This window comes from Kitasatospora sp. NPDC053308, assembly GCF_055585785.1.
The window spans coordinates 175,192-187,276 of record NZ_JBVJJY010000010.1 but is presented as its reverse complement, the minus strand read 5'-3'; the positions used below and the strand labels follow the sequence as shown (position 1 = coordinate 187,276).

Here is a 12,085-nt window from a genome sequence, read left to right as displayed (position 1 = left end):
CGGAACTCCCTCCGGACCCCTACCCCTGCCCGGACGTCCACGCGGACGGCCCGCCGGCCCTTCCCCCGGGCCTCGGCGCGGAGCGCCCGCGGCCGGTGGCGGCTCGCGGCCGATGCCGGGGCGATCGCGGCGGCCGTGGTCACCGCCTTCCCGATCTTCTGGATGGTGCTCTCGGCCTTCAAGCCCAAGGGCGAGGTCCGGTCGCTGGACCCGAGGCCGTGGACGGCGCACCCCACGCTGGAGAGCTTCCGGCAGGTGCTCGGCGTGGACGGCTTCGGCCGGTACTTCGTGAACAGCCTGGTGGTCGCGCTGTCGGTGGTGGTGCTCTCGGCGGTCGTGGTGTTCCTGGCGGCGGTGGCCGTGACCAGGTTCGACTTCCGCTTCCGCACCACCGTCCTGGTGATGTTCCTGATCGCCCAGATGATCCCGGTCGAGGCGCTGACCATCCCGCTGTTCTTCCTGTTCCGTGACGCCGGGCGGTTCGTCCCGGGCATCGGGTTGAACACCCTGGCGTCCCTGGTGCTGGTCCAGCTGGCGTTCTCGCTGCCGTTCGGGATCTGGATGATGCGCGGCTTCGTCGCCGCCGTCCCGGTCTCGATCGAGGAGGCCGCCCAGATCGACGGCGCGAGCCGGACGCGCATCCTGTGGCGGATCCTGCTGCCGCTGGTGGCCCCTGGACTGGCCGCGACCAGCGTGTTCTCCTTCATCGCGGCGTGGAACGACTTCGTCTTCGCCAAGACCTTCATCATCAGCGCCACCGGGAACCAGACGCTGCCCTCGGCGCTGCTGGTGTTCTTCAAGCCGGACGAGAACGACTGGGGCGGCATCATGGCGGCGTCCACGTTGATGACCGTCCCGGTGCTGATCTTCTTCATCGCCGTTCAGCGCAAGCTGGTGTCCGGCCTGGCGGGGGCGGTGAAGGAGTGAGCGAGAGCACTGCGCTGCGCTGTACTGCGCTGCACTGCGGTGCGGTGCGCGGATCGGGGCCGGTCCGGCTCGGTCAGTCGGCCCCGTGGACGAACGCGCACGCCTCGCGCGCGAGCCGCGGCCACGGCAGTGAGGAGGACGGGTCCACAGCGAACCACTCGCGCATGGGGCGGCCCCTGCCGGCGTCGAAGTGGGCGCCCGCACCGGCCGCGACCAGCTCGTCCACCCTGGTCCGCGGCAGCTCGAGGACCAGGCGGCCGTCGGAGAGCACCGCGAAGACGCGGCCGTCCACCGTGAGTGCGGCGGAGCCGAAGCGGCGGCCGGGGGTCGGCTCGGTGACACCCGGGAGGGCGCCCGACTCCGCCGTCAGGTCGGCGAATCGGTGCTCCGGATCCGGCCGGGTGCGGGTCATCTCAGGCCGCCTCCGCGGACGCGTCGGACGGGAGCTGCGGGGGCGGGAGGTCCCGGGGCGGGAGGCCGCGGGACGGATGCTCCCGGGACGGGAGCGCGCGGGTGGGGACGGCGACCAGCACGAACTCCGCTCCGGCGTCGTCCCGGACGAGCGCCGCGCGGCCGTACGGCGTCGGTTCCGGCCCGGTGAGGACGGCGCCGCCGAGGGTGCGCACAGCCGCTCGGCCGCGCGGTCGGTGTCGGCGGTGCCGAAGTGCGCCAGCCAGCGCGCGCGGCCGGTGCCGGGCGGGCCCGCGTGCGAGGGGTCCGGGGCTGACGGGCGCCTGCCGGACGGTGCGGCGGTGGACGGTCCCGGGCCGGACGGTCCGATGCTGCAGGCGGGGACGCCGCCGGCCCGGGCCAGGGTGTGGCCCGCCCGCGGCCGGTCGTAGGTGTAACCGAAGACCCGCCGGTAGAAGGCGCGGGCGGTGCCCGGGTCCGGGGAGAGGTGCTCGTTCCAGGCCAGGGCGCCGGGTTCGTTCACCAGCCCGGCGCCGTCGATCGTGCCGGGCTGCCAGAGGCCGAAGGGAGCGCCGAGCGGGTCGACGGCGAGCGCGGCCCGGCCCTGGTCGGGCACCTCGTACGGCTCGCGGACGATCCGGCCGTCGGCGGCGCGGACCAGCGTGCCGGTGCGGTGCGGGTCGGCGCACGCGAGGTGGGTGGTCCAGGCGGTCGGCCGGGTGCTGTCCGTCCGCTGCTCGACCGCCGCGACCTGGGCGCCGTACCGGGTGGCGACCGCCTCGGCCGGGCCGGTCGGGACGAACTCCCAGTCGAACAGCGTGCCGTAGAAGCGCTGGGCGCGTGGGACGTCGGGGGTCGTGAGCACGACCCAGCACGGGACGCCCTCGTGGTACCTGCCCGGCTTCGGCATGCCGCAGCCCTCCTGGTGCCGCCGGCCCCACCCGCCAGCCTCCGCGCCGGGCGGGTGCGCGGCAACCGGGGGGCGGGTCCGGCGTGGGGTCGGGGAGGGATCGGTCGGCAGGGGGTCAGCCCACGCCCTGGGGCCGGAACTGGATGCTGATCCGCGGCCCCACCGGGCGGGCGGTCTTGGGGACCGCGTGCTCCCAGGTGCGCTGGCAGGAACCGCCCATCACCACCAGGTCCCCGTGGCCCAGCGGCCGCCGGACGACCGTCCCGCCGCCGGACCGCGGCCGCAGGGCCAGGGTGCGGGGCTCGCCGACGGAGAGGATCGCCACCATGGTGTCCTCGCGGGCGCTGCGCCCGATCCGGTCGCCGTGCCAGGCCACGCTGTCCCGGCCGTCCCGGTAGTAGCAGAGGCCGAGGGTACGGAAGGGCTCGCCGAGTTCCTCCGCGTAGTGCCGGCTCAGGGCCGTGCGGGCCTGCCCGAGCAGGGGGTGCGGCGGTTCGGCGTCCGCCCCGTAGAAGGCCAGCAGGCGGGGGACGTCCACCGTCCGCTCGTACATCTCGCGGCGCTCGGCCCGCCAGGGGACCTCGGCGGCCAGCAGTTCGAACAGTTCGTCCGCGCCGTGCAGCCAGCCGGGCAGGACGTCCAGCCAGGCCCCGTCACCGAGCACCTGCCGCCGCAGGCCGTCGAGCGGGCCGAGTCGGATCCCGTCGTGGTCCGCGTCGTCGAACAGCGAGGGCTGGAGGTGGAGAGTGCCGTTCATGGGGCCAGCGTACGCCTTCGTTCGAACATCTGCTCGAACGCATGGCTCGGCCGGAACCCGGTGGCGGGGTGCGGCCCGTCGCTGCTACCTTTCCCATGGCCGTGCGAGAGAACGAGGAGGTGGTACCCGTGAACGCAGTTTCGACATGGGTGCTCCCCTCCGGGGTCACGGTCGGGCGGTAGGTCGTCCGGGAGCGCCGATCACGAGCACTCCCGAAGGGCATGACCATGCACATCACTTCCGAGCGGCGCCTCGACGACGGCGCCGCCGACCGTGGCGTCCTCGAACGCGAATTCACCCTCGACGGGATCCCCGGCATCCTGTGGACGCCCGCGCCCGCGTCCGCGTCCGCGCCCGTGTCCGCACCGGTACCGCTGATCCTGCTCGGCCACCCTCCGCTCGGACTGCGCAGGATGTACCCGCGGCTGGCGGACCGGGCCCGGCGGGCCGTGGCGGACGGCTTCGCCGCGGCCACCATCGAGCTCCCCGGCAGCGGCGACCGGCCGCGCTGGCCCGCCGTCGAGGAGGCCCGTGCCGACCTGCGCCGGGCTCTGGAAGCCGGCGAGCCGGTCGGCGACGAGATCGTCGACGCCCTCGTCCTCCCGCTCGTCGACCGTGCCGTCCCGGAATGGCGCACCGCCCTGGACGCCCTCCTGTCGCTGCCCGGCATCGGCGGCCCGGTCGGGTACTCGGGAGGACTGATCTCCATCGGCGTCCGCCTGGCGGCGGTGGAGCCGCGCATCGTGGCCGCCGGACTCTTCGCCGGGAGCTTCGTGCCCCGCGCCATCGTCGAGGAGGCCCGACGGGTCACCATTCCGCTGCACGTCCTGCTGCAGTGGGACGACGAGGGGAACGACCGGCAGGCGGCGCTGGAGCTGTTCGACGCCTTCGGCTCGGCGGAGAAGTCCCTGCACGCCCACATGGGCGGCCACACCGGCGTCCCGCGGTCCGCGGGGGAGGACGCGGCCCGGTTCTTCGCCCGGCACCTGAAGGTGACGCGGGACGGTCGGGCCGACGGCACGCCGTAGCCACAGGTGAGCGGGGGCCGGTCCGGCGGCGCGCCCGCCCGGGCGGGCCTACGCCCGGGCGGGCGGCCCCCTAGCCTGCCGGTATGGCGATCAACGGCTTCGGGGTGACCGAGTTCCAGCTGGTGCTGCTTCGTCGGATGGCGGACTACCAGCCCGGGCTGGTCGAGGACGCGGTGCGGCGGCTCGGGGCCACGCGGGCGTCGATGCGGGAGGCGAACAAGCGGTGGCAGGCGATGGTCCGGGCACCCCGGTTCCCGCGCGGCGCCGCCCGGTTCACCGCGGTGCTCGGCCCGGCCGGGGCGAGCGTGCCGCGGCGGATCGGGGACCTCGCCTGCACCGCGCGGCAGTGGGAGCTGCCGCTCTGGCCCGAGCTGCGGTTCGAGGTCCTGCTGGGGCCGGCGGAGATCGGCTCGCCGGTGCTGAACGAGTGGCTGGTGCGGGCGTCAGGAGTGCCGCTGCCCGCGCTGCGCTCGCGCGCCGACCTGGTGCCGTGGGGCTGTGTGGTGGGGGACGTCGGCGCTGCGTTCCCTTCCGCGGTGCCGCGCGAGGGGAGCGCGCCGACCCGGTTCCAGCTGGACTTCGGGGCGCCGGACGACTCCGGGCGGGTGCGCCCGTGGACGGCGGACTTCACCTGGGGGCTGCTCCAGGAGGTCCGACCGGGGGACGGGCCCGGGGATCGCTGAGTGATGCAAGGCGATATTCAGTGAATGCCTTTGATTTGCAGGCCAGCATCGACTCATGGCAGCATAATCGCAGACACTGTAGAGGCTTGACATCGGAAAGCGAAGGATCATGTCGGACGGCGCTCGCGTCATCGTCGGAGTCAGCGGCTCGCTGCACAGCCTGACCGCCCTGCACAGGGCGGCGGAGGAGGCGCGGGCCCGACAGGCCGTCCTGGTCCCGGTGCTCGCCTGGACGCCGGTCGGCGGCGAGCGCAGCTACCGGGCGCGACCCTGCCCGCCGCTGCTCCGCGCCTGGCAGGACCTCGCCGACGCGCGGATGGAGCGCGCGCTGGAGCAGGCCTTCGGCGGCGTCCCGATCGGGGTTCCGGTGCGGCCGCTGGTCGTGCGGGGCGAGGCCGGGGCGGTGCTGACCGAGCTGGCCGACCGCCCGGGCGACCTGCTGGTGGTCAGCACCGGCGAACAGGGCGGCCTGCGGGCCCGACTGCGCGCTCTGACGCGCCGCTCGGTGACCCGGCACTGCCTCGACCACGCGCGCTGCGGCGTGCTGGTCGTCCCGCCGTCCACGCTGCACGAGGACCTGCGCGCACTGCACCGCGGCATCGACCTGCGAGAGCTGGTCGCGGCCTGACGTACCGTCATGAACGGTCTGCTGCTTGCGGTCTCACACTTCCGGCCCGTACGCGTCCGGTTCGTCGGGCCCGCTCGGACGGGCGCTGCTCGGACGGGCGCTGCTCGGACGGGCGCGGTTCAGTCGGGCGCGGTTCAGGCCGGGTGGGTCGTCCGGCCGGCGAGCACCGTGCGATCGGGCAGCAGGCCGCGCAGGGCGTCCACCGGGCAGTGCAGCGGATCGACCGGCCACACCGTGAGGTCCGCGAACGCCCCCGGCCGCAGGCTGCCGCGGAAGGCGCTCTCGCCGGTCAGCCGGGCGGCGTTCACGGTGTGCAGCGCGACCGCCTCGGAGCGGTCGATCGCGTGCTCGGGGCCGACCACCCCGGCCGTGGTGCCCCGGGTCGTCATGCCCCACACCGAGACCATCGCGCCGTAGGGGCCGACCGGGAAGTCCGAGCCGCCGGTGAGCAGCGCTCCCTCGTCCAGCCACGCGCGCAGCGGGAAGAGCGCGGCCGTGCGCTCCTCGCCCCAGGCCCGCTGCTGGGTGAGCGCGCCGTCGTGCAGCAGCGGGTGCTGGACGGTCACCGGGATGCCCAGCGCGATCGCCCGGGCCCGCTGGTCGGCGCGGGCCAGGCCGCCGTGCTCGACCACCAGCGTGCCGGGCGGCAGGCCTGGGTGGCGCTTGAGCACCCGTTCGAAGACGTCCAGCAGGACCCGTAGGCCGCGGTCGCCCCAGGCGTGCACACCGACCCGCCAGCCGCGCGCGACCGCCCGGTCCACCGCCGCGAGCAGCTCGTCCGGCTCCCAGAGCAGTCGCCCGTGGTAGCAGGGCTGCCCCTGGTAGGGCTCCTCCAGCGCGCCCGCCTCGAAGCCCCCGTCGATGCCGAACTTGACGCCCCACAGGCTCAGTTGCGCGTCGTCGCGGCCCTCGGCGCGCCACCGGTCCATCCGGTCCAGCAGGGTGTCCACCTGCTCGGGCGTCCGGGCGGCGAAGCCGGAGACCAGCGCCCGGACCCGGACGGCGAGGGCGCCCTCGGCCCGGGCGGCGTCCAGCACGTCGAGGTCCTCGACCGGCACCAGGCAGTCCCGGACGGTGCCGATCCCGGTGGCGGCGTAGTCGGCGGAGGCGTCACGCAGCCCGTCGATCCGCTCGGCGAGGGTGGGGCGCGGCAGCACCCGCTCGACCGGCTCGATCGCCCGGTTGACCAGCCGGCCGGTGAGCCGTCCGCGCTCGTCGCGCTCGATCACCCCGCCGGGCGGCGCCTCGGTGGCCTCGGTGATCCCGGCCAGCCGCAGCGCGGCCGAGTTGAGCACCATGTTGTACGCGCCGCGGCGCACCAGCACCGGGTGGTCGGCGGTGGCCGCGTCCAGTTCCTCGGTGGTCGGCATCCGCTGCTCGGCCAGCAGCGACTCCTGCCAGTTGACCGTGGTGCGGATCCACTCCCCGGCGGGGGTGCGCTCGGCGCGCTCGCGGATCAGCGCGAGGAACCCGGCGAGGTCGCGGGCCCGGTGGACCGGCACCCCGTGGACGCTCTGCGCGGCCAGGATCAGGTGGGTGTGGGTGTCGTCGAAGGCGGGCAGCACGGTCGAGCCCGGGGCGTCCAGGACCTCGGTGGCCGGCCCGACCAGGGCGTCCAGCCCGTCGGGGGCGGGGGAGAGGGCGGTGACCAGGCCGTCGGTGACGGCGATCGACCGCTGCGGCGGTTCCCCGGGCACCAGGGTGTGCACGGCGGCGGCCCGGATCAGCAGGTCGGCGGGGGGCTGGGGGGTCATGACGGCTCCTGGGGGCGGGACAGACCGGTGACCTTCTCGACGTACCGGAGGCTGGGCTCGGCGAGCAGTTCGTGCAACTCGGTGAAGACCGCGCGGGCCGGGACGGCGTTCCAGTCGGCGGGCAGCAGGGGGGCGGGCAGCCCCGGGTCCAGGTAGGGCAGGCGGCGCCACTGGGTGAGCATCGGGACGTAGGCGCGGAAGGCCTCGGCCGGGTCGACCCGGGGCGCCGGCGCTTCGGCCGGGCCGACCCGAGGTGGCCGGTGCCCGCCGTGCCCCCGCAGTTCCTCGGCCACCGGGCGCCAGGCGTCGGTGAAGGCCGCGTACTGCGCCTCGATCGCCGGGAGGTCCCACCAACTCGCCACCGCCGTCCGCAGATCGGCGAAACCGGCGTACTGGGCGGAGAGGAAGAGGTGGACGTAGGCGCTCGACCCGAGGCGCTCCAGCAGGCGACGGGCGTCCGGCAGCAGCCGGGCGGGGGCCAGCCAGACGCCGGGGGCGGCGTTGCCGAAGCCGAGCCAGCTCAGCCGGGAGCGCAGCTGGTGCCGGTGGGCGCGCTCGGACTCGGGCACCGAGAAGACCGCCACCACCCAGCCGTCGGAGAGTTCCGCGGGTTCCAGGCTGTGGAAGATCCGGCGGTCGCCCTCCTCGAACACCGGCTCCATCGCGGGGGCGAGCCGGTAGCCGGTGCCCGCACGGCGCTCCTGGAGCAGGGTGCCGGCCTTCTTCAGCCGGGACATCGCCGAGCGGACCGCGGGGCCGTCGACGTCCAGTTCGGCCATCAGCGCGATCAGGTCGGCGATGGATATCCAGCCGCCGAGGCGGCGGACGAACTCGCCGTAGACGGTGTGGATCAGGGAACTCGGCCGGGGCGTGCGGTCCGACATGCGTGGGCGCTCCTCCCCGGCGGTTGGTGGTGCCCGGCCTCCGCCGGTCTCCCGGTCACCGGGTGGCGACCCGGCGACCGGTGGTGATCATAGCGGTGCTCCGGGAGGTTCAGACCTGTGCGTAGGCACCCGAGAGCAGGTGCCCGGCGCCGGGCGCGAAGGCGGGCAGGTCCAGCGCGCGCAGCAGTTGGTGGGCGGTGCAGATCGCGGCCGAGACCACCGGTTTGCCCAGCTGCTGTTCGGCCTCCTCGACCGCGGACAGCGAGGGCATCTGCACGCAGGCGGAGAGCACCACGGCGTCGGCGTCGGCGTGCGCGAGGCCGCGGGCGATCGCGGGCAGCCGGGCCGGGTCGTGGGCGGCGACGTCGAGGTTGTCGGCGATCTCCAGGGCGGCGTGGTCGAGCACCTCGACACCCTCCTCGGCCAGGTACTCGACCACCGTGCGGGCCAGCGGCCGCGGGTACGGGGTGACCATCGCGACCTTCGTGGCGCCGAGCGCCCGCAGGCCGGCGACCAGGGCGCCGGCGCTGGTGACCACGGGCGCGGGGGCGCCGTTCTCGACGGTGCGCCGGTGCAGTCGCTGCTCGGCCTCGCGGTGGTAGCCGGGGCCGGTGGCCATCACGGCGACCAGGCAGGCGTAGCCGATCACGTCCATCCGGGCGTCCGAGAGTTCGGCGGCACAGCGGTCGGACTCGCCGTCCATGGCGCGCAGTTGCTCGGGGGTGACCCTGGTCATCCGCATCCGGCTGGAGTGGAAGGTGAACCGTTCGGGGGCGACCGCCTCGCGGGCCCGCAGCAGCGCGGGCACTTCGGTCTCCATGGTGACGTTGGAACTCGGGACGATCTGGCCGATCCGGTAGGTCGGCATCTGCGGGCGCTCCCTTCGGCGGGCATTGCGTCGGCTGTCGCGTCGGGCGTGGCGTCGGGTGTCGCGTGGGCCCTCGCGGCCGGTGTCTCGGCGGGGTGTCCGGGCGAATGCCGCCCCCGGCGTCGGCGGGTCGGCGCTATCGGTGGGTCGGCGCTATCGGTGGGTCGGACGCGCCGGTGGGTCGGGCGCGCCGGCGGGTCGGACGCGGCGGCGGGTCAGCGGGCGTCGATCACGGGGTTGGCGAGCGTGCCGATCCGCTCGATGGTGGCCTCGACGAGGTCACCGGGCTGCAGGAACTGCGGCGGCACCATCCCGGCGCCGACACCCGACGGGGAGCCGGTGGCGATCACGTCGCCCGGTTCCAGGGTGACGCCGGAGGAGATGTCGGCGATCAGCCGGGCGACGCCGAAGAGCATGTGGCGGGTGTTGGAGTCCTGCCGCAGCTCGCCGTTGACCCTCAGCGAGAGGTCGAGCCGCTGGGGGTCGGGGATCTCGTCGGCGGTGACCACGACCGGGCCGAACGGCGCGTAGCTGTCCTGGCCCTTGGAGAAGAACCACTGGCCGGAGCGGCGTTGGTCGCGGGCGCTGATGTCGTTGACGATGCTGTAGCCGAACACGTGCCGCAGGGCGTCCCGTTCGGCGACCTGGAAGGCGGGTTCGCCGATCACCACGGCGAGTTCGCACTCCCAGTCGAGCTGCTTGGTGAGGTCGGCGTTGTGCCGGATCGGCTGGCCGGGCCCGGTGACGGCGGTGGACGGCTTGCTGAACAGCACCGGGCGGTCCGGCAGTTCACGCTCGGTGTCCAGGGTGCGGTGCGACTCGGCCACGTGCTCCACGTAGTTGAGGCCGACGCCGACGATCTTCCCGGGGCGCAGCGGCGCGCACAGGGCGACCTCGGCGAACGGCCGGACGGCGGGACCGTCGGCGGGCGCGTCGGCGACCAGGCGGCGTGCGGTGGCGAGGGCCGGCTCCCCGGCTCGGATCAACCCGAGGAGGCTGTCCGGCAGGTGCGCCCCGGCGGTGCCGGCGAGGGCGGTGAGGTCGGCGACCCGGTCCCCGGCGAGCAGGGCGCCGAGTCGCGGGGTGTCGTCGCCGTCCGCGCGGTAGGTCAGCAGGTGCATGGTGGCGGGTCTCCTGGTCAGGCGGTGGTGGTGGGCTGGTGCCCGTCGTGGTCCGGGTAGGCCTCCTCGCGGTAGAGGCCGAGCGAGTGCGTCACCGGGAAGTCGTTGAAGGAGAACAGGCAGGCGTCCTCGCCCTGGTCGAGGTTCGCGTGCTCGTGCCAGGCCCAGGACGGGACGACGAAGACGTCCCCCTGCTGCCACTCGAAGCGCCGGCCGGCGATCACCGAGACGCCGCGCCCCTTGGCCGCCGTGTAGACCACCGAGCCGGTGTGCCGGTGGGCGCGGGTGGCCTGGCCCGGGCGCAGCAACTGGAGGTGGGCGGCCATGGTCGGCATCACCGAGCCGCCGGTGACCGGGTTGGTGTACTCCATGATGACGCCGTCGTACGGCGATCCCTCGGCGGCGCGGGCGAGTTGGCACAGCGCGTGGTAGCTGGGCTCCCAGGGCCAGCCGAGCAGCGGCGAGTACGGCCGGGTCCACTTCTCGACGCCGTACGGCAGCAGGTTGCCGCCGTGGCTGAGCAGCGAGGAGTTCACCACCGGGCCGGGGCGCTGGTAGAGCTCCGGGTGGACCTCGTAGAAGTTCGCGTCGAGGGTGTTGACCAGCGGGATGTCCAGGCCGTCCTGCCAGATCACCGGGGCGTCGTCGGACTCGTTGCCGTGCTCGTGCCAGGTGTTGTTCGGGGTGATCGCGAAGTCGCGCGGGCCGACCTTGAGCTTCTGCCCGTCGACGATCGTCCAGGCGCCGGTGCCCTCGTGGACGAAGCGCAGTGCCGAGGCCTGGTGCCGGTGCGCGGTCATCGCCTCGCCGGGTCCCATGATCTGCAGGCCGGTGTACAACAGGCCGACGGCGGCGCTCAGGTCCCGCCGTCCGGGGTTCACCAGCATCACCACCCGGCGGCCGGCGTCGTCGGCCTTCACCAGGGGCAGCGCCTTGCGTACCAGCGGACGCAGGTCCGCGTAGCGCCAGAGCATCGGCACGGACGTGGGCTGCGGGTACCAGGGCTCGATCTCGTTCGCCACCGTCCACAGCGCGCCGGCCTCGTGCTTGGCCAACTCCTCGTAGTAGGCGAGCAGCTCGGGACTGTCGGTGACGCGGGCCCGGCCGATCCGGTCGTCGTCGTGGTGCTCGTCCTGCCTGGTCATGACTCCTCCTCGGGGAACACCAGGGGCCGCAGCGGGCGGTCGTTCACGTGCAGCCGGAAGACGTCGAACCGGTTGTAGTGGCCGACGATGTCGTGCATCTGCTTGGGCTGGATGCAGCGGCCGAGGTCGATCTCGGCGTAGACGATGCCCTCCTCGTCCACCAGCGGCTCGGTGACGGCGCGGCCGTCCGGGCCGAAGATCCCGGACAGCGCGCTGCGCGGGCGGGAGAGCTGCTTGCGCAGCTGCTGGTCCTCGCCGGCGATCAGGTCGACGATCTCGGGCGAGACGGTGGAGCAGGAGACCACGGTGAACAGCTTGCCCTCGAAGCAGTGCGCGGCGGCGCGCAGCGCGATCGCCTCCGCCATGTCGTAGTCCTCGGGGGCGACCGGCAGTGCGATGTAGGCGGCGGCGTGGACGAGTTCGCCCTGGGCGAGCAGGGTGAAGCGGGCCAGGGTGTTGGTGTTCTCGCCGCAGGCGAGCGCGCCGAGCGGGCCGACCGAGGTGGGGTGCACCTTGAGGGTGCTGCCGTCGCCCTGGGTCCAGGTCAGCTTCTCGGCCCAGGTCGGCACCAACTTGCGGTGGACGCTGAGCAGTTCGCCGTCCGAGTCGATGATCAGCAGGGTGTTGTGGAGCACCCCGAGGCTGTGCCGGCCGCGCTCGTTGACGCCGATCACCAGCACCACGCCGGCCTGCCGGGCGGCGGCGCGCAGGGTGTCGACGTACGGACCGGGGACGTCCACCGAGGCGCGGTACAGCCGCTCGTACCAGGGCGAGCCCTGCACCGGGGTCATCGTCCAGTTCCAGTACGGGTACCCGGCGACGAAGACCTCGGGGAAGACGACCAGTTCGGCGCCGTGGCCGGCCGCCTCCTGGATCAGGGCGACGGCCTTGTCGACCGTGGCGGCCGGGTCGAGGTAGACGGGGGCGGCCTGGACGGCGGCGGCGGTGAAGCGGGGCAGGTGGGGCACG

General features: G+C 74.3%; 12 protein-coding genes. 4 read left to right on the top strand and 8 right to left on the bottom strand.

Translation table 11 applies throughout. From position 1 onward, the window contains the following. Positions 1 to 135: 135 nt before the first annotated feature. A complete protein-coding gene (locus ACZ6Y7_RS23205; RefSeq protein WP_465759826.1) occupies positions 136 to 927 on the top strand; it encodes a carbohydrate ABC transporter permease in 792 nt (263 codons plus the stop codon). Positions 928 to 1,000: 73 nt separating this feature from the next. Here the strand turns inward: ACZ6Y7_RS23205 and ACZ6Y7_RS23200 are convergent, their stop codons facing one another. Further along, positions 1,001 to 2,248 (bottom strand): hypothetical protein, encoded by a 1,248-nt coding sequence (locus tag ACZ6Y7_RS23200; protein ID WP_465759825.1) that lies wholly within the window; start codon positions 2,246 to 2,248, stop codon positions 1,001 to 1,003. Between the two features lie 115 nt (positions 2,249 to 2,363). Continuing rightward, positions 2,364 to 3,005: an alpha-ketoglutarate-dependent dioxygenase AlkB gene (locus ACZ6Y7_RS23195; RefSeq protein ID WP_465759824.1), complete on the bottom strand. Its 642-nt coding sequence runs from the start codon at positions 3,003 to 3,005 to the stop codon at positions 2,364 to 2,366. Between the two features lie 227 nt (positions 3,006 to 3,232). Here ACZ6Y7_RS23195 and ACZ6Y7_RS23190 point away from each other — a divergent pair, with 227 nt between their 5' ends. From ACZ6Y7_RS23190 to ACZ6Y7_RS23180, 3 genes are all read left to right on the top strand, one after another. Next, positions 3,233 to 4,033 (top strand): dienelactone hydrolase family protein, encoded by an 801-nt coding sequence (locus tag ACZ6Y7_RS23190; RefSeq protein WP_465759823.1) that lies wholly within the window; start codon positions 3,233 to 3,235, stop codon positions 4,031 to 4,033. A gap of 83 nt (positions 4,034 to 4,116) precedes the next feature. Continuing rightward, the gene (locus ACZ6Y7_RS23185) at positions 4,117 to 4,716 is read left to right on the top strand and encodes a hypothetical protein (protein WP_465759822.1); all 600 of its coding nucleotides are present in this window, start codon (positions 4,117 to 4,119) and stop codon (positions 4,714 to 4,716) included. A gap of 109 nt (positions 4,717 to 4,825) precedes the next feature. Further along, positions 4,826 to 5,344: a universal stress protein gene (locus ACZ6Y7_RS23180; RefSeq protein ID WP_465759821.1), complete on the top strand. Its 519-nt coding sequence runs from the start codon at positions 4,826 to 4,828 to the stop codon at positions 5,342 to 5,344. A gap of 134 nt (positions 5,345 to 5,478) precedes the next feature. Here ACZ6Y7_RS23180 and ACZ6Y7_RS23175 read toward each other — a convergent pair whose 3' ends face one another. The 6 genes from ACZ6Y7_RS23175 to ACZ6Y7_RS23150 form a co-directional block, all read right to left on the bottom strand. Beyond that, positions 5,479 to 7,098 (bottom strand): amidohydrolase, encoded by a 1,620-nt coding sequence (locus ACZ6Y7_RS23175; RefSeq protein WP_465759820.1) that lies wholly within the window; start codon positions 7,096 to 7,098, stop codon positions 5,479 to 5,481. Continuing rightward, positions 7,095 to 7,982: a PaaX family transcriptional regulator gene (locus ACZ6Y7_RS23170; protein ID WP_465759819.1), complete on the bottom strand. Its 888-nt coding sequence runs from the start codon at positions 7,980 to 7,982 to the stop codon at positions 7,095 to 7,097. The genes ACZ6Y7_RS23175 and ACZ6Y7_RS23170 overlap by 4 nt, the downstream gene beginning before the upstream one ends. A gap of 109 nt (positions 7,983 to 8,091) precedes the next feature. Next, positions 8,092 to 8,850: a maleate cis-trans isomerase family protein gene (locus ACZ6Y7_RS23165; RefSeq protein WP_465759818.1), complete on the bottom strand. Its 759-nt coding sequence runs from the start codon at positions 8,848 to 8,850 to the stop codon at positions 8,092 to 8,094. A 215-nt stretch (positions 8,851 to 9,065) separates the two neighbouring features. Then, positions 9,066 to 9,971 (bottom strand): fumarylacetoacetate hydrolase family protein, encoded by a 906-nt coding sequence (locus tag ACZ6Y7_RS23160; protein ID WP_465759817.1) that lies wholly within the window; start codon positions 9,969 to 9,971, stop codon positions 9,066 to 9,068. Between the two features lie 17 nt (positions 9,972 to 9,988). Further along, positions 9,989 to 11,116 (bottom strand): cupin domain-containing protein, encoded by a 1,128-nt coding sequence (locus tag ACZ6Y7_RS23155; protein WP_465759816.1) that lies wholly within the window; start codon positions 11,114 to 11,116, stop codon positions 9,989 to 9,991. Continuing rightward, positions 11,113 to 12,084, bottom strand: coding sequence for a carbon-nitrogen hydrolase family protein (locus ACZ6Y7_RS23150; RefSeq protein WP_465759815.1), 972 nt, complete (start codon positions 12,082 to 12,084; stop codon positions 11,113 to 11,115). The genes ACZ6Y7_RS23155 and ACZ6Y7_RS23150 overlap by 4 nt, the downstream gene beginning before the upstream one ends. Position 12,085: the final 1 nt, after the last annotated feature.